Genomic DNA, 16095 nt, shown 5'->3' with positions numbered 1-16095 from the left:
AATGCTGATCTTCGCGACCTCCGACAAGGGCGGCACCGGTCGCTCCGTCACCAGCAGCAACATCCTCTACCGGAGTGCGCTGCAGGGCAGCGACGTCTGCTATCTCGACTTCGACTTCGGCTCGCCGACCTCCGGTGCCATCTTCAACATCCCCACGGCGCTGCACGGCACCACCCAGGGCGGCCTGCACTCCTATCTGCACGGTGTGGTCGCCGACCCGCAGCGGCTGGAGATCTGGCAGGAGTCCGACCGGTCCAGCCTGCGCAACCGCCCGCCGGGTGCGGGTCGTCTGGTGCTGTTTCCCGGCGACAGCGGTGGCGGTGAGTTCCCGATCACCAAGGAGAACACCGAGCGCTGCGCGCGGCTGTTCCTGCACCTCGAGGAGGAGTTCGACCTCTGCCTGGTCGACCTGAGCGCCGGCCGGTCCTACGCGACCGAGATGGTGCTCGCGGCGACCGCGACCGAGGCGCTGCGCAACATCCGCACCCGCTGGCTGGTGTTCCACCGCTGGACCCGGCAGCATGTGCTCGCGGCGTCCGGCCTGGTCTACGGCGAACGGGGCATCCTCGACACCGGCGCGCGCAGCGGGCACGACCCCGAGGAGCTGGCCAACTCGCTGCGGTTCGTCCGCACCGCGGTGGTCAACCCCGACTCTCCCGAGCTCGAGGGGCTGCGGCCGGCGCAGGTCGCCTGGCTGCGCGATGTGGACCGCGATCTGTCCGAGTTGGCCAGCAGCCGCAAAGTGGGCCGCACGCTGCTGCTCGGCTCGATCCCGCTCGACCCCGTCCTGCAATGGCGTGAACAGCTTATTTCGGATAATGACGTGTGGTCGCGGCGCATCGCGAACCGTGAGACGCTGGAACAGTTCGACTCGTTGGCCAAAAAGATCGTGGACGATGCGGCCTGGGAGACGCTGTGACCGGAGTGGCATTCGAAGAAGCCGTCGCGGGGCGGAGCGTCGAACGCGTTCCGCTGTCGCACCTTTCCATCGAGCTGGGCCACCTCTACATGGAAGAGTTCGCCGGCGGCATGGACTCGCTGCGCCGGCACTTCCGCCGCGTCGCGCCGTGGGCGCAGGCCGCGGCACGCACCGCGCAGACCAAACCGGGCGGCAACCGCCCGCGGATCAGCACCTGCTTCCTGGTCGACGACTACTTCTCGCGGTTCAGCACGCCGCGTGAGGTGATCCCGAAGCTGGTCGCGGCCGCCGAAGAGAGCGGCCTGGTGATCGACTACCTGGCGCGGGAGTCCGGCTGCGCGGTCGCCGACGAGGTGCCGCTGGCCAAGCTGGTCGAGCAGGCGCTGGTCACCGACCCGGTGCCGGGCAGCAACGGCATCCGCCCCCCGACCACCGAGACCGGCTGGCTGTGCAACGGCCAGCGCTCGCCGAACACGGTCGCGATACCCGCGATGGCCGACAAGGGCTGGCTGCCGCCGATCCAGAACGCGGCCAACCGCCACTCGATCTTCGTCGACGTCGAGCTGTGGGACCTCGAAAATGGCCAGCGGCGCTGGTCGTGCCCGTTCCTCGCGGCGGTGTGGCAGCTGATCAGGCTCGGCCTGCTCCGCCACAACGGCGAGGTGGTCACCGCGCCGTGGCAGGTCGAGGAGCTGCCCGACGACTGGGACAAGCTGCCGGCCGTGGTCCAGCTCAACCCCCGCGCGGCGGCCTTCTCCGCCTACCGCACGTTCTCGGTGCTGGGTTCGCGGTTCCTGCAGGTCGAGCTCGCGGTGCGCACCATACTCAACCAGGTCTCGATCGACCCGATCGTCCTCGACCAGGTGTTCTCCCGCATGCGCGGCGAGGGCATGGAGCTGCCGAAAGAGCTGGTCGACCGCATCGACTACGTCTTCATCGGCGAGTGACACAACGGGCCTAGTCGCCGATGTCGGGCAGGTGTTCGGGGTCGGCGCCGGGTAGCCAGCTGAGGGCCTGGCCGGCCAGGCGGCGGAAGTTGCGGTCCTCGTCGCCGCTGGCCAGGGCGACCAGCAGGCGGCGGATCTCCGGGTCCGCGCCGAAGCGTTCGCACAGCGCCCGCACCGACGCCTCGCGGATCGACCAGTCGCTGTCGTGCACCATGTCGACCAGCACCTGGCGCACCTCCTCGTGCGCGTAGAGCCGCTCACCGAGCACCCGCAGGGCCTCGCGGCGCACCCGCAGGTCGGTATCCCGGCGGACTGCCTCGATCAGCAGCTCGCGGATCGCCGGGTCGCCGCCGAACGACTCGCCGAGCGCCCGCAGGGCCGACGCCCGGACCGTGTCGTCGTCGCCCGTGGCGCGCATCGCCAGCAGGTCGCGGTGCTCGTCGTCGATGCCGGCCGCGACCAGGGCGACCGCCGCCTCGGTGACCACCAGCGCGTCCAGGTCGCGGCGCACCCGGTCGAGCAGGATCTCGCGCACCTCCGGCTCCGCCGCGAATGGCTGGAGCGCGTGCGCCGCGGCCTCGCGTACCCGCGGATTGGGATCGCTCTGCACCCGGGCGGTGATCACCGCGCGGGTGCCCTCGTCGGACATCTTGGCGGCGGCCGCGAAGACCTGGCCGTCCGGGTCGTCGCGGGTGCGTTCGACCAGCAGCGCGACCACCTCGGGGTGCGACGCCGCGTGCTCGGCCAGCGCCCGCACGGCCGCACCCCGCACGTCGGCGTGCGCGTCCTGCCGGGCGCGGTCGAGCAGCTGCCGGCGGATCTGGGCGTCGCCGCCGCAGCGTTCGGCCAGCGCCTCGACCGCGGTGCGGCGCACCGTGGCGTCCTGGTCCTCGCCGACGAGCCGGGACAGCACCGCGCACACCGTCGCGTCGAGACCGATCTTCCGGACCAGTGCCTCGGTCGCGGCGAGCCGGACCGCGGCGTCCGTGTCGGCGTGCGCGATCTTGGTCAGGGCCGTGGTCGCCGGCGCGAACCCGGGCAGCGCCGCGGTCAGTCCACGGATCGCGACCAGCCGCACCTCGGCCGAATGGTCGCGCCGGGCGCACTCGACCATGGCGCTGTGCACCTCCTGGTCGGTGCGGAAGTGCTCGCGCAGGATCTGCACGGCCGCCCGGCGGGCGACCTCGTCGGGGTCGCGGCCGGTCCGCTCGATCAGCAGGCTCTTCACGGTCTCGGCCGCCTCGAACCGCTCGACCAGGGTCTTCGCGGCGGCGCTGAGCACGCCCGCGTCGCGGTCGTCGTGCAGCAGCGCGGTCAGCAGGCTCTTGACCGGCTGGCCGGAGCCGAGTCGGTCGGCGAGCACGCGCACCGCCGACCGGCGGACCACGCCCTCGGGCTCGGCGCGGATCCGCTCGATCAGCAGCTCGCGCAGGTGCTCATAGCCCATGCCCCAGTCGTTGAGCGCGCGCGCCGAGACCGCCACCACCTCGGCGTCGCGGTCGGTGCGGACCCGGTCGACCAGGGCGCCGCGCACCGAGTCGTCATAGGGCAGGCGTTCCATCATGAGTACGGCGGTCCGGCGCACACCCGCGTTGCCGTCGCGGCGGGTGCGGTCAAGTAGTAGGCGGCGGACGGCCGTCTCGTCGCGGAACCGCTCGCCCAGCGCCCGCACCGCGGCCAGCCGGACAGCGGCGTAGCCGTCGACGGTGGCCCGCTCCAGCAGCACGTCGCGCACCCGGGCGTCGGCGCCGAACCGCTCACCGAGCGCTTCGACGGCGGCGAGCCGCACACCCGCATAAGCGTCGTCGCGCGCCCGCCGGATCAGCTCCTCACCAGCCCGGGTCAGCGCGAGCTGGTAGGCACTGCGGTTGGCCGCCGTGCCCGCCACCTGGGCCAGCTCGGCCAGCCCGGCCACGGCCGCGTAGGACGCCCAGCGGTCGTCGATCGCGCTGAGCACGGTGCTGAACAGGTCTTCGATGTGCTCCGACGGCGGGGCGAGCACGGCGGCGAGCTGTGCGGCGTGCGCCGAGACCGAGCTCCAGATCAGCCGCACGCCGCGACGCCTGTACCAGTTGAGGTAGATCTGGCCGCCCGGCCAGGTCGCGCCGATCGTGCGGGCCGCGGGCAGGATCTCCGTCTCGATCAGCGCCATCGTGTCGCGGTCGTCGATCGAGACACAGTGCTCGATCAGCAGGATGATCCGGCGCAGCAGGTCCTGTGCGGGCCCGGCGACGGCCGTGTGCGGGTTGCGCACCTCGGCCAGGCACTGCGCGGCCAGCGCCAGGTTCCACGGCGGCTGGGCGAACGCGCCGGCCGGCCAGGGATGGTTGACGCTGGTGGCGAGCAGCGAGATCAGCTGGGCGGTGTGCCGCTCGTGCAGCGCGCCGGCGACCAGGCGCAGCACCTCGCGCCAGGAAGGGTCGGCCCAGTGCGCGACGAACAGCTCCTTGAGCTGCTCGAACTCCCACTGCTGGTCGTGCTTGAACTTGCCGACCACGGCCTCGGCGCAGAAGAACTCGAGGAACGTGCGGTGCACGAAGCCGTAGAGGTGCGGGCCGTAGCGACTGAGGATGAAGTTGCGCTCGCGGAACTGGTTGATCATCGCGCGGGCGATCTCGCGCGCCTCGGCCGGGTCCTTCTGGTAGCGCTCGGCCAGATAGTCCTCGAAGACCTCGCTCAGGTCTTCGGCGCCGACGTAGTTGGCCGCCAGCCCGCGCTCGCCGCTCTGCACCTTGTAGGCCAGCCGGCGCAGCAGCTCCTTCTTGTCCTCCGCGTCGATGAAGCCCGGGCTTTCGTATTGGTCCTGCAGGTGACGGTTGATGTCCCAGTGCTCGACCAGCACCGTGGCCGCGTGGTCGAACAGCTTCCACCGCTCGCGGGGCAGCGCCTGGTGCTTGCCGATGATCGCCAGGATTGTCAGCAGCATCGGGTTGCCGGCCAGCTCGCGGATCGACGGTGAGTGCCGCATCGCCTCGATCAGCCGGGCCCGCCGGGCCGCCGAGTCACCCGGGCGGTCGTGCATCGCGAGGTCGTACCAGCTCGCCAGGAACTCGGTGATCTGGGTGTCGTCGAGGTCCTGGAGCGTGAAGTGGGCGAAGCCGAGCTCGCTGAGCGCGCGGCGGGCGTACCCGATGATCCTCGAAGTGACGATCACCCGCACGTGCGGGAACTCGCCCGCGAACGCCGCGATCTGGTTGGCCACCGCCTCCCGGCGGCGCTTGTCGAAGATCTCGTCGAGGCCGTCGAAGATCACCACGGCCGGCCCGGCGCCGTTGAGGTAACGCAGCAGCGCCGCCCGCTCCAGGCCCAGGCCGTCGATCCCCGCGCGGTGGTCGAGGTATTCGACGAAGTTGCTGCACCTGCCCTCGGCGAACAGCGCGACGTAGGACCGCAGCTCGATGAACAGGGGCAGGTGCCCGTCGAGCGCGCCGAGGCGGTCGTCGACGGGCGCCCCGGTGTGCGCCAGCGCGAGCGTGATGTAGCGGGCGGCCGTGGACTTGCCGGAACCCGGGTCGCCGAGCAGCACGATGGCCTGGTTGTCAGGGGCCGCGACGACGTCGAACAACCGGCGCAACGGCTTGGCGCGGTAGGCCTTGTGCAGCAGCGCGAGCTCGTCGGGGTCGACCTCGTCGGGCACGTCCTCGGTCTCGAGGTGGCCCTCGAACTGCATCCGCTGCCACCACTCGCGGGGCAGCTCGACCGGCGGCGGATCTTCCCTGATCGACTGCTCGATGAAGACGGAGCTCAGTCGCATCTGGAGGTATTCGTCGCGCTGCGGCGGGGTGAGCGCGTCGAGGTCGAGGCCGCCGTACTGCTGGTGCAGCCGGTCGTAGTAGCGCTTGAGCGTCTCGGCGCTCAGCGACTGGAGGTGGCCGGTCGGGCGGCCGATGTCGGCCAGGCAGTTGGCGACCGCGGCGGTGACGAGCGCGGCCAGGTCACCTGGGCCGTTGAACGTGCTGCACATGTGCCGGACGACCAACTCGCTGCGCAGCGCCTCGATCCGCTCGGCGTCGGTGCCGCGGTCGATGTGGACCCGGGGCCACGGCGCTTCCTCGTCGAGCAGGAAGATCAGGCAGGGCTTGCCCATCGCCTCGGCCTGGCGGTATTCGAGCTCGGTGATCGACCGGTCGTAGCCGGGCGGGACGAAGCCGTAGCGCCAGGCGAAGATGCCGACATAGAGGTCACAGTCGGCGACGTCTTCGAGGCAGCGCTCGACCGGGCGGCGATCTTCGGCCACATAGGACTCCATGGCCACGTCTTCGACCCGCAACCGCCGGAGTGCCAGCTTGACCGCTGACCGGCACTCTTCGAGATCACGGAACGTTGCTGAGACGTAGACCTTGGTCAACGCGGCTCCTCGGTTACACGAGCGACACGCGTCGTTACCGTACCAATATCCAGCAAGCTTCGGGTTCCCAGGCATCGGGGTTGATCAAAATATCGTCTGGGTGGCATTCAGCGCGGCGGCCTTGCCTCCCAGGTCGACCATAGGATGCAATTCACCCGCTGTTCTTTCACGGAGGCGGAAAGATGCTGACGTTCGGCGAGGTCCACACCGGACTACTGCAGAACTCGACCTCGCTGGCCTGGGACGCTACTGCCGAGGTGCTCAACCTGCTCGTCGGCGAGCAGGTCCGGCGCTCCGAGCGGCCCATGGCGTACGCCGTCTCACCCAATCTGTTGACCAGTGTGGACTGCCGGCTGCCGGCCGCCTCCGGCAAGGTCATCCGCGGCGTCGGCACGGTGGTCTCGCACGCGTCGATCACCGGCGGGCACCTGGCGCAGGGCTCCGGGCATGCCGTCGTGGTCAAGAGCACGGCCAACCGGCGGCTCTCCTGGTCGCACTATCTGACCCGGCCCGGCGCGATCGAGGCGATCGGCAAATCTGACGCGGCCGACATCGCCCGCGGCTTCGCCGGCACCAGCCAGCCGATGGGCACGCTCGACCTCGGCGCGATCAGCGGCCGCACGCTCGACGCGGTGCAGCGCTCGACCCGGCTCGACCGGCACCCGCCGTTCCGCACCCAGCGGACACACATGCGCTGGGTGGTGACCCCGACCGACGCCGACGGCGCCGAGGCGACCGGCACGTTCCGGGTCGCCTCGCCGACGCTGCGGGTGCTGGAACTGGTCGTGCCGCGCGAGCACGTCGGCGCGATCGTCGATCTCTGCGAAGACCTCGCGCTGCACGACTGGCTGCTCACCACGCTCCTCGCGCTGATGGAGTCGAGCCTGACCGGCCCGGGCACCCGGGCGCAGCGGATCGCCCGACTGCGCCCGGCCATCGACACCCTGCTGCATCTCTGGATGCCGGCCGCCCGGGTCGACGAGGCGGTGCTGCCGGTCTGGCGGTCGCTGGAACGCCGGCCCGGCTTCACCCGGCAATGGGACGCCTCGGTCAGCCGGATCCGCGACCAGATGACGCTGGGCACGCTCGCGCTGCTCGAGTCGGCGACCGCTTAGTCACTCCGGCCGACGGGCCGAGAGCTCACGCCAATCGAACGGCCCGACGAGGAGGGCGCGCACGCGGTCGTACGCGTCCTCCTCGCTGTCGTACTCGTAGAAGTGGGAGACGCCGTCGGCGCCGCCCGCCCGCTGCTCGACGTGCCATGCGTCGCCGTTGGTCCGCAGGTAGACGTCGCGCCGCGCGGCGCGCCCCCACTTCCCGTTCCACCAGTGCTTTCGCTGCTCCATGGTGGGAGAGTATCGAACATACGTTCGACTATCGCGAGGTCGGGGGGTTCTGCCGGTAGGTCTGGTCGAAGGCGGCGCGCTGCTGCTCAGGGACGCGACCGCCGGCGACGAGGGCGTCGCGGATCTCGGTGAGGAGCTTGATCTCTTCGCTCGGTGCGGCGGGCGGGGGCTCCTCGCCGCGGCGGCGGCGCTCGGCCAGCCGGTTCATCGGAAAGACGACGAGGAAGTACAGGGTCGCCGCGGTCAGCGCGAACGTGATCAAGATATTGATGAACGCCGCCCAGTCGAACTCGACGCCCCTGACCTTGAAGGCGCCCGCGTCGAGGCCGCTGCCGCTGGTGAGCCTGATCAGCGGCTCGAGGAACGACTTGGTGAACTGCGTGACCACCGCGGTGAACGCCGCGCCGATCACGATGCCGACCGCCAGGTCGACCACGTTTCCGCGCATGATGAAGTCTTTGAAGCCCTTAAGCATGGCTCACCCTATTCCCGGGTGGGTGGCTCCAGGAACCTGCCCGCCTCATGTGCCGCACGGTCGGCATCGCCGTCACGGACAGCCGCCACCAGTCGACCATGATCGATGTGGGTGCCCGCCCGCATGGCCGGCCCGACGGCGGCCGCCACGGAGGCGCGGATCGCCGCACCGACCGACGCGTACAACTCGGCAAGCATCGGGTTGTGCGCTGCGGCCACCACCGCGACGTGCAGGTCGGCGTCGGCTTCGACGAAGATGTCGGTGTCGCCGGTCGCCCAGGCCGCGTCGCGCGCCGTCAGCGCCGCGTCGAGCCGGTCCAGATCTTCGGGGGTACGCCGGAGCGCCGCCAACCGGGCCGCCTCGACCTCGAGGGCCCGCCGCACCTCGATGGTGTGCCCGACCTCCGCGGCGCCGAACTTGCGGGCGACGACGCCGGTCAGCTCGTCGGTCGACCGCACGTAGGTGCCGGAGCCCTGCACGCACTCGAGCACCCCGGCATGGGTCAGCGCGCGAACCGCCTCGCGCACGGTGTTGCGGCCGACGCCGAGGAGCTCCACCAACCGGGGCTCGGTGGGGATCTTGGCGCCCACCGGCCATTCGCCCGCCTGGATCTGCTCGCTGAGCTGCGAGATCACCTGTTGCACCAGGGTCGAGCGTGGATTGAGTGTCATGCGTAACATCACCCCACCATAAATCGTCCCATGATTCTAGGCTGTAGGTCGTGACCGCTCCCACCGTTACCGCGCCGCAGCCCACCACCCGCTCCCGCGGCATCCTGCTCGTGCTGGTCGGCATCGTGATCGTCGCGGTCAACCTGCGCGCGGTGGTCACCTCGCTCGGCGCGCTCCTCGACGAGGTCCGCGACGGCCTCCACCTGTCCGGCGCACTCGCCGGCGTGGTCACCACCGTCCCCACGATCGCGTTCGCGGTCTTCGGTGCGACCACCCCGTGGCTGGTCCGCCGGGTCGCGCCGGCGCGACTGCTGGTCATCGCGATGGTCGTGCTCTCGGTCGGCCAGTTCCTGCGGGTGCTGACGAACTCTCCGGTCGCGTTCATCGGACTCAGCGCGCTCGCCCTGTCCGGCATCGCAGTCTCCAACGTGCTGCTGCCGATGATGGTCAAGCAGCACTTCCCGGACCGCCCCGGTCTGGTCACCGGGGTCTACACGCTGTCGATGTCGGCGGGCGCGGCCGCGGCGTCGGCCACCGCGGTGCCGGTCGCGCACGCGTTCGGCTCGTGGCGGGCCGGGCTCGGCGTCTGGGCCCTGCTGGCCGCGGTGGCGATCCTGCCCTGGCTGCCGGCCGCGCTGCGGCGGGGCCAGCAGGTCCTCCGGCGGCCCGGCCACCACCCCGGCGCGCGGATCCGCCCGGCGCGCACCCGGATCGGCTGGGCCATGGCGGTGTTCTTCGGCATGCAGTCGATCGCCGGGTACGCCACGATGGGCTGGCTGGCGCAACTGTTCCGCGACTCCGGGTTCAGCCCGTCGACCGCGGGCCTCCTGCTGGCCGGCGTCACCCTGTTCGCGCTGCCGTTCGCACTGCTGGCGCCGGCGCTGGCTGGCCGGCTGCGCCGCCTCGACCTGCTAATCCTCGGGTTGACCGCCCTGGCCGGCGTCTCTTACGTGGGGCTGGCCGTGGCACCGCACGGTGGCGCCGTGCTCTGGGTGACCCTGATGGGGATCGGCCAGACGGTGTTCCCGGTCAGCCTGGTCGTGATCGGCCTGCGGGCCCGCACGCCGGAGGGGACGGTGGCGCTGTCCGCGTTCGCGCAGAGCGTGGGCTACCTGTTCGCGGCGCTGGGACCCCTGCTGGTCGGCATCCTGTACGAGACCACGGGCGGCTGGATCGCGCCCCTGGCCGTGCTGGCCGTGGCTCTGGTCGTACAAGCTGTGGCGGGTCTGGTGATCAGTCGCCCGCAGTTCGTCGAGGACGAGGCACACGCGCCGGGCGCGAACGGCCCGGTGGAGGCCATCGAGCCAACGGCGGCGGCGGTGCTGGCCGAGACCGGCCCGCTGGCCGAGCCCCTGCGCAAGGCCGCTTAGCCCGCGGCTGGCTCCGAGGCGTCGGCGGCGACCGCTTCGTCGACGGTCGGGTAGGTGTGCAGCACCTCGACCAGGCCGCTGACCTCGAGGATGCGGCGCACGCCACGCTGCGGAGCGGCCAGCCGGACGACCCCGCCGGCATCGTCGGTGCTGTTCTTGGCCCGGACGAACACGGACAACCCGGTGGAGTCGCAGAACGACACGTCGGTCAGGTCGAAGACCAGCCGGGACAGGCCCCGGTCGAGCAGGTCGGTGATCTGGTCCTGCAAGGCGGGCGCGGTGGCCATGTCCAGCTCGCCGCCCACCGACACCACGACGACGTCGCCGCGCTGTTCCGTGCCCACCGTCAAGGACATGCTCGACCTCCTGTATCCGGGGGAACGGTACTCCACCGGATGGTGAGAGAGCATCCGGCTCGCCCCGCACATTGAACGGCCCGCGGGCCTGGCCGTCGACCAGGCCCGCGGACCAACTACGCGGGGTGCCGGTCAGGCAGCCTTGCCGCGCAGCGGAGCGAGCGCCCGGCTCCACTCGACGACCTGGTCCAGGGTCGTGTGGAGCGCGTCGGCATGGTGCTCGCCCGGCTTGAACGTGCTGAAGTTCTCGAAGTCGTGGAACAGCGAGAGCATGACCTGCGAACGCACGTCGGCCATCTTCAGCTCAGCGGAGACGAGCCGCAGGTGCTCGACGGCACGCGCGCCGCCGGCCGAGCCGTAGCTGACGAAACCGACCGCCTTGTTGTGCCACTCCGCGAACAGGAAGTCGATCGCGTTCTTCAGGGCGCCCGAGGTCGAGTGGTTGTACTCCGGGGTCACCATCACGAAGCCGTCGAACGAAGCGATCTTCTCGGCCCACGCCAGCGTGTGGGGCTGCTGGTAGTTGCCCATGCTCGGCAGGCCGATCTCGTCGAGGTGCGGGAGCTTGTAGTCCAGCAGGTCGACGAGCTCGAACTCGGCGTCGGTGCGCTTCGAGGCGTGCTCGTACACCCAGTTCGCGACGGCCTCGCCGTTACGGCCGGGGCGCGTGCTGCCGAGGATGATTCCGATTGTGGTCACGATGTCCGGTTCCTTGCTCGGGGGGAGGACTCTGAGTAAGTCCTTGCTTCGTCAAGCAAACATACGAACAGTTCCTTGCTTGAGCAAGTATCATGGGCGTATGCCTCAGGTCACAGAGCAGCGCGACGAGCCGCTGAACGCCGACGAAGAGCGGCTCGTGCGCACGCTGGGCCGCGTGATGATCGTGTTGCCCAAGCTCCTGGACCACGACCTGCGGGAGCGGGTGGCCATCTCGCTGACCGAATACAGCATCCTCATGCACCTCTCGGAGGCGCCCGAGCGGCGCATGCGGATGAACGAGTTGGCCGGGGCGAGCGACCTGTCACTCAGCGGCATGACCCGCGCGGTGGCCCGGCTCGAGTCGGAGGGGCTGGTCAAGCGCGACCGGTGCGAAGAGGACGGCCGCGGCTGGTTCGCGACGCTGACCCCGGCTGGGCTGCGGCGGCTCGAGGACGCGTACCCGACGCACCTGTGGTCGACCCGCCGCCGCATCATCGACCACTTCGCGGGCTCCGACCTGGCCGGCCTGACCGAGGCGCTCGACCGCATCGGCTGCGGCGGCGAGACCGATCCCTTGGTGGCACGATGATCACATGTGTTACGGAGACGACGCCCGCCCGCCGCAGCCGCCAAACCCGGGGCCGGTCGGCGAACACGGGTCGGTGGTGCTGCAGTCCGCTGACGGCACGTCATTCGGTGGCTATTTCGCACACCCCGCATCTGGTCCCGCGGCTCGCGGGATCGTGATCTTCCCGGACGTGCGCGGGCTGCACGTCTTCTACCAGGAGCTGGCGCAGAGCTTCGCCTCGGCGGGCCTGTCGGCGCTGGCGTTCGACTACTTCGGGCGGACGGCCGGGATCGGCACCCGCGGCGAGGACTTTTCTTACCGCGAGCACGTCGACGCGCTCGACTTTCCCACGGTGGCGTCCGACGCCTCGGTGGCGGCGGCCTGGTTGCGGTCGCACGGAGCGTCGTCGCTGTTCACGGTCGGCTTCTGCTTCGGCGGCGCGATGTCGTGGCGCCAGGCGGCGGCCGGCGACGACCTGCGCGGCTCGATCGGCTTCTACGGCATCCCGTCGCGGGTGCAGAGCGTGGTCGACGAGATCGCCTCACCGCTGCAGATCCTGGCCGCGGGTCAGGACTTCACGCCGGTGGCCGAGGTCGAGCAGTTCGCCGATCGGGTCCGCGGTCATGGTGTGGACGTACGCATGACGGTGTATCCGGACGCCGGCCACAGCTTCTTCGACCGGGCCTTCGGGCAGCACCAGGAGGACGTCGCGGACGCATGGCGGCAGATGCTGAGCTTCGTCGAGGACAAGGCCTGATTACCCCATAAAAGGGGACTATTGTACGAAGTCATGGCCCTACAGACGCGGATGGTGACGATCGACTGCGCCGACCCGGGGCGCCTGGCCAGCTTCTGGGCGGCCGCCACGGGCCTCCGCGAGTCCTGGCGCCACGAGAACGACTTCCTGATCCTGGGCGAAACGCCAGGCTTGTGCCTGGGCTTCCAACGGGTCCCGGAGCCGAAAACAGTCAAGAACCGAGTCCACCTGGACTGGAGCAGCGACGGCGACGCGGCCACGGAAATCGAACGCCTACTGGAACTCGGCGCCACGGTCGTCGACCGCCAAAAAATGCCACAAGGCTTCGGCTGGACGGTAATGGCCGACCCCGACGGCAACGAGTTCTGCGTAGCAACCCCGACCTAGCGATTGCGACGGACGACTATCGTCCTCCACAGGCACGTGGCGATCTTCCATGTATCGATCGCCGCGGACTTACACGGAGGAGCGAGATGGCTCTGTTCGCAAGAAAGCGGCTGCTGGCTACGGCCGCCGTCGGGCTGCTGTCGGTCGCGCTGACCGCAAGCCCCGCGGTCGCCGCGGCACCGACCTCGATCGAGGCGCCGGTCATCACTCTGATCGCCGGCGAGCTCGTCGTGGGCACGCCGATCACGGTCCAGTTCACCCCCGGCGGGACAACCCCGCCGAAGCGTTACCGGTACGACGTCAACGGGCGCACGCAGTCGGTCGCGGCGACGGCCGGCAGCGCGACGGTCACCGTGACCGGCAGCGGGCGCATCGTGAATCTCGCTGTCCAAGCGATCGCCAGCGGTGGCGTCACGAGCCCGACGGAACTGCGCACGCTGTTTCTGTCCCTGCCGGAGCCGGCCGCGGAGAAGGACCTCGACGGCGACGGCGTGCCGGACCTGCTGACCGTCGGCAACACCGACGGCATCGCGCCGGGCCTGTGGCTCGCGCCTGGGTCCGCGAAGCGCAACGGCCGCGTGCGGGTGCCCGCCACGAACATCGGCGTCAACGGCACGGGCATCGGCACTGTCTCCGGGCCCGAGGACTACAACGACACCCAGGTGTTCACCGGACGACTCACCGGGACCAACTTCCAGGACGTGTTCGTCTACAAGCCGGCCAACGGCGGTGGCGTCATCATCCACGGCACGGGTGACGGGTCGCCCCTCGACGTCCGCAGCGGCAGCCAACACACCATCTTTCCGGGCACGATGACCGACCTGAACGGCAATGAACCCAGCCAGCTCGCCAGCGCCTACCAGGCGTCCGGCAGCGGCATCTTCTACGACGACCTCGTCGGGATCAGCAGCGGCTTCCTCTATTACTACCCGAACATGAACGGGATCGGCGGGTACGCGATCACCGTGCAGCTCGACACCCCGACGCCCGACGGCGGTGCCGACTGGCCTAACTGGACCATCGCGACCACGCAACTGTCCTCGGGCACGGCGATGTATCTCTGGAACCGCCAGACCGGCGATCTCTACCTCTGGGAAAGCCTGTCGTTCACGGACAACGGCGATATGACCGGCTCTCTGGACTTCACCCCGTACCTGGTCGCCACCGGCTGGAACACCGGCGCGACGCTTTCGACTCTCCAGGCCACCGACATCGACGCCGACAACGTGCCCGACCTCTGGACCGTCACCCCGGACGGCATAGTCACCGCACACCTGGTCACCGACCTGTCCCCGACCGGGCCGGCGCGTGTCCGCACCAAGGCGCCGCAGAGCCTGTCCTGACCGTGAGGGCCCACCGCGCCGGTCAGCTCCGGCGCGGTGGGCTCAGTGCATGCAGTCTTCGGCGCATGAGCGCGGCCCGGGCCGGGTCGGTGCCGAGCAGGAACGGCGGCCAGTCCAACAGGAGCAGGCGCACCTCCGCCGCCGCGGCGGCGTCGGCAAGGCGGTCGTCGCAGGGGATTCCGCGCGCCTCGGCATAGGTCGCCAGCATCGCCGCCCTCGGTGGGTCGGCGCCGTCGAACTCGGCGCGCTGCCACAGCAACGCCAGATCCTCCGGGCCGGAGCCGACGCCCACCTCCTGCCAGTCGGTCCAGACCAGCTCGCCCGCGCCGTCGTGGAGGAGGTTGCCGGCGTGCAGGTCGCCGTGCACCAGACACGCCGGCAGGGCCGCCGGCCGCAATTCGTCGAGTCGCGCTAGCTCCGCGGCGCACCAGAACTCTCGTGCCGCGGCGTCCGGCGATCGCACAGAGGTGCGTCTCAACCACGATCGGCCGCCGAGCGTGGCCAGGACCTCCGGCCGGTGCAGCGCACCGAGCTGGCGCGCCACCTCGGGCCAGCGCGACGACGGCCACTGCGCCGCCGGGCGCGCCGGGCCGAGGGATTCGAGCAGCAGGCAGGTGTCGTCGGCCGCGATCACCCGTGGTACGCGCACCGGCAGGCGCGGCGCCGCCCGATAGAACGCGGCCTCGCGCGCGGTCGTGGTCTTGAGCACGAACTCCGCGTCGCCGAGCCGGACCAGCGCCACCAATGACCCGGACGCCGACCCGGCAAGGGTTTCGACGGACCGCAGCGTTCGCGGATCGCGTCCGAGGCGACGCAGAAGCTCTTCCATTCTCAGTCCCCCTGGCTCAAGTATCCCCCTGTGCCGACCCGCGCCCTGGAAGCTAGTCTTTCGCGAAGACCACTCAGACAATGTGGAGGTTGCGACGAGATGTCCACCTCGGACAGCGTTTCCGTGGCGGGGCTCGACACCGGCATCCCGCACTCCGCACGGCTCTGGAACTACTGGCTCGGCGGCAGGGACAACTTCGCCGCGGACCGCGCGGTGGCCGACCAGATCCTGGAGATGGTGCCGGAGATGGTCGGGTCGGCGCGCGCCGACCGCGCGTACCTCGGTCGCGTGGTTCGTCATCTCGCCGGCACCGAGAAGATCCGCCAGTTCCTCGACGTCGGCACCGGCATTCCCACCGCCAACAACACCCACGAGGTCGCCCAGCAGGTCGCGCCCAGCAGCCGGATCGTCTACGTCGACAACGACCGATAGTTGTCGGGTAGTCTGCACACGTGGGTCTCCTGAGGGGAGCTGGGCGTGGCGCTGGGTGCGGGGTTCGTGCGGGTCAGCACTGGTAGTCAGGACGAGGCATCTCAGATCAAGGTGATCGAGGGTGACGCTGCCGAGCGTGGTGTAACGATCGTCAAGTGGTTCCGGCTTCATGGCTACTCGGCGAGTCATGGGACGCAGGAACCGGCGTTGCGTGAGGTGATCGCGGACATCGCGCGTGGCGACTACTCTACCGTGATTGTCACCGAGTCGTCTCGGCTTGACCGGCGGGACGATTTGGACGCTCAGGCTGAGATTCTGCTCGCTATCCGGTCCGCTGGTGGCGACGTGGTCTCCATCAGTGAGCCGCAGTTCGGGCGGACCGATTTCGCGGGTCGTGTCGTGACGCTGGTGGCGCAGCATGCGAATGCGGAGAAGTCCAAGACGGTCAAGCGGACGACGTATCGCGGGATCATGATGATCCGCGACAACAAAGCGCATCATGGGCCGCTGCCCGCCTTCTGGGCGACGGAGGGTGTGCGCTACGCGAAGCAGGCGTGGTGTGAGGACCCTGCCGCGGTGGTGGACTTGTACGAGCGTGTCGCCGGTGGAGAGTCGCTTGCGAGTGTGGGGCGTGCCTACGACCTGTAT

16 protein-coding genes and 1 pseudogene are annotated in these 16095 nt (G+C 70.1%); 10 read left to right on the top strand and 7 right to left on the bottom strand.

Annotated features, from left to right (window positions below; genetic code table 11):
- The first annotated feature begins 1 nt into the window (after position 1).
- Together Air01nite_RS34385 and Air01nite_RS34380 are read left to right on the top strand one after the other, a co-directional pair.
- Complete coding sequence (locus Air01nite_RS34385; protein ID WP_203707553.1) at positions 2-919, top strand: SCO2523 family variant P-loop protein; 918 nt, start codon at positions 2-4, stop codon at positions 917-919.
- Positions 916-1866, top strand: a complete 951-nt coding sequence (locus Air01nite_RS34380; RefSeq protein WP_203707552.1) for an SCO2522 family protein — start codon at positions 916-918, stop codon at positions 1864-1866. Before Air01nite_RS34385 ends, Air01nite_RS34380 begins: the two co-directional genes overlap by 4 nt.
- Positions 1867-1876: 10 nt before the next feature.
- Here Air01nite_RS34380 and Air01nite_RS34375 read toward each other — a convergent pair whose 3' ends face one another.
- Positions 1877-6214, bottom strand: coding sequence for a HEAT repeat domain-containing protein (locus Air01nite_RS34375; RefSeq protein WP_203707551.1), 4338 nt, complete (start codon positions 6212-6214; stop codon positions 1877-1879).
- Between the two features lie 182 nt (positions 6215-6396).
- Between Air01nite_RS34375 and Air01nite_RS34370 the strand changes: the two genes are divergently transcribed.
- Positions 6397-7329: an SCO2521 family protein gene (locus Air01nite_RS34370; protein ID WP_203707550.1), complete on the top strand. Its 933-nt coding sequence runs from the start codon at positions 6397-6399 to the stop codon at positions 7327-7329.
- On the opposite strand, the gene Air01nite_RS34365 is transcribed toward Air01nite_RS34370, so the two are convergent.
- The 3 genes from Air01nite_RS34365 to Air01nite_RS34355 are packed head-to-tail and all read right to left on the bottom strand — an operon-like array spanning position 7330 to position 8706.
- On the bottom strand, positions 7330-7560 hold the full coding sequence (locus tag Air01nite_RS34365; RefSeq protein ID WP_203707549.1) for a hypothetical protein: 231 nt from the start codon (positions 7558-7560) through the stop codon (positions 7330-7332).
- A gap of 28 nt (positions 7561-7588) precedes the next feature.
- Entirely contained in the window at positions 7589-8035 is a 447-nt protein-coding gene (gene mscL / locus Air01nite_RS34360) for a large conductance mechanosensitive channel protein MscL (protein ID WP_203707548.1), read from the bottom strand.
- 8 nt (positions 8036-8043) lie between these two features.
- Positions 8044-8706, bottom strand: a complete 663-nt coding sequence (locus Air01nite_RS34355) for a FadR/GntR family transcriptional regulator (protein ID WP_203707547.1) — start codon at positions 8704-8706, stop codon at positions 8044-8046.
- Positions 8707-8756: 50 nt separating this feature from the next.
- Here Air01nite_RS34355 and Air01nite_RS34350 point away from each other — a divergent pair, with 50 nt between their 5' ends.
- The gene (locus Air01nite_RS34350; protein WP_239091164.1) at positions 8757-10076 is read left to right on the top strand and encodes an MFS transporter; all 1320 of its coding nucleotides are present in this window, start codon (positions 8757-8759) and stop codon (positions 10074-10076) included.
- Here Air01nite_RS34350 and Air01nite_RS34345 read toward each other — a convergent pair.
- Together Air01nite_RS34345 and Air01nite_RS34340 are read right to left on the bottom strand one after the other, a co-directional pair.
- Entirely contained in the window at positions 10073-10432 is a 360-nt protein-coding gene (locus Air01nite_RS34345; RefSeq protein ID WP_203707546.1) for an STAS domain-containing protein, read from the bottom strand. The two genes, Air01nite_RS34350 and Air01nite_RS34345, sit on opposite strands and share 4 nt — an antisense overlap.
- A gap of 132 nt (positions 10433-10564) precedes the next feature.
- Positions 10565-11131, bottom strand: a complete 567-nt coding sequence (locus Air01nite_RS34340; RefSeq protein WP_203707545.1) for an NADPH-dependent FMN reductase — start codon at positions 11129-11131, stop codon at positions 10565-10567.
- Between the two features lie 100 nt (positions 11132-11231).
- On the opposite strand from Air01nite_RS34340, the gene Air01nite_RS34335 reads away from it, so the two are divergent.
- The 4 genes from Air01nite_RS34335 (at position 11232) to Air01nite_RS34320 (ending at position 14186) form a co-directional block, all read left to right on the top strand.
- Positions 11232-11720 carry a MarR family winged helix-turn-helix transcriptional regulator gene (locus Air01nite_RS34335; protein ID WP_203707544.1) on the top strand — a complete coding sequence of 163 codons (489 nt, stop codon included), beginning with the start codon at positions 11232-11234 and terminating at the stop codon, positions 11718-11720.
- A 4-nt stretch (positions 11721-11724) separates the two neighbouring features.
- Entirely contained in the window at positions 11725-12456 is a 732-nt protein-coding gene (locus Air01nite_RS34330) for a dienelactone hydrolase family protein (protein ID WP_203707543.1), read from the top strand.
- Positions 12457-12489: 33 nt separating this feature from the next.
- Positions 12490-12843 (top strand): VOC family protein, encoded by a 354-nt coding sequence (locus Air01nite_RS34325; RefSeq protein WP_203707542.1) that lies wholly within the window; start codon positions 12490-12492, stop codon positions 12841-12843.
- Between the two features lie 86 nt (positions 12844-12929).
- Entirely contained in the window at positions 12930-14186 is a 1257-nt protein-coding gene (locus tag Air01nite_RS34320; protein WP_203707541.1) for a hypothetical protein, read from the top strand.
- Between the two features lie 22 nt (positions 14187-14208).
- Here the strand turns inward: Air01nite_RS34320 and Air01nite_RS34315 are convergent, their stop codons facing one another.
- Positions 14209-15015, bottom strand: coding sequence for a phosphotransferase family protein (locus Air01nite_RS34315; RefSeq protein WP_203707540.1), 807 nt, complete (start codon positions 15013-15015; stop codon positions 14209-14211).
- 99 nt (positions 15016-15114) lie between these two features.
- Between Air01nite_RS34315 and Air01nite_RS34310 the strand changes: the two are divergent.
- Both Air01nite_RS34310 and Air01nite_RS34305 read left to right on the top strand, forming a co-directional pair.
- Positions 15115-15441, top strand: a pseudogene (locus tag Air01nite_RS34310) (SAM-dependent methyltransferase); the annotation flags it as partial.
- 51 nt (positions 15442-15492) lie between these two features.
- Positions 15493-16095, top strand: a 603-nt coding sequence (locus tag Air01nite_RS34305; protein WP_203707538.1) for a recombinase family protein, incomplete at its 3' end; no start/stop codon positions are given.

This window comes from Asanoa iriomotensis (genome assembly GCF_016862515.1).
GTDB lineage: Bacteria > Actinomycetota > Actinomycetes > Mycobacteriales > Micromonosporaceae > Asanoa > Asanoa iriomotensis.
Note: the sequence above shows the minus strand (reverse complement) of the source record. Positions and strands in the feature narration are given on the sequence as shown.

What these genes read in the sequence shown, in the direction of transcription:
- Air01nite_RS34370 (WP_203707550.1), top strand. Translation starts at nt 6,397, where the DNA reads ATGCTGACGTTCGGCGAGGTCCACACCGGACTACTGCAGAACTCGACC.
- Air01nite_RS34355 (WP_203707547.1), bottom strand. Translation starts at nt 8,706, where the DNA reads ATGACACTCAATCCACGCTCGACCCTGGTGCAACAGGTGATCTCGCAG.
- Air01nite_RS34315 (WP_203707540.1), bottom strand. Translation starts at nt 15,015, where the DNA reads ATGGAAGAGCTTCTGCGTCGCCTCGGACGCGATCCGCGAACGCTGCGG.
- Air01nite_RS34330 (WP_203707543.1), top strand. Translation starts at nt 11,725, where the DNA reads ATGTGTTACGGAGACGACGCCCGCCCGCCGCAGCCGCCAAACCCGGGG.
- Air01nite_RS34365 (WP_203707549.1), bottom strand. Translation starts at nt 7,560, where the DNA reads ATGGAGCAGCGAAAGCACTGGTGGAACGGGAAGTGGGGGCGCGCCGCG.
- Air01nite_RS34335 (WP_203707544.1), top strand. Translation starts at nt 11,232, where the DNA reads ATGCCTCAGGTCACAGAGCAGCGCGACGAGCCGCTGAACGCCGACGAA.
- Air01nite_RS34320 (WP_203707541.1), top strand. Translation starts at nt 12,930, where the DNA reads ATGGCTCTGTTCGCAAGAAAGCGGCTGCTGGCTACGGCCGCCGTCGGG.
- Air01nite_RS34325 (WP_203707542.1), top strand. Translation starts at nt 12,490, where the DNA reads ATGGCCCTACAGACGCGGATGGTGACGATCGACTGCGCCGACCCGGGG.
- Air01nite_RS34385 (WP_203707553.1), top strand. Translation starts at nt 2, where the DNA reads ATGCTGATCTTCGCGACCTCCGACAAGGGCGGCACCGGTCGCTCCGTC.
- mscL (WP_203707548.1), bottom strand. Translation starts at nt 8,035, where the DNA reads ATGCTTAAGGGCTTCAAAGACTTCATCATGCGCGGAAACGTGGTCGAC.
- Air01nite_RS34345 (WP_203707546.1), bottom strand. Translation starts at nt 10,432, where the DNA reads ATGTCCTTGACGGTGGGCACGGAACAGCGCGGCGACGTCGTCGTGGTG.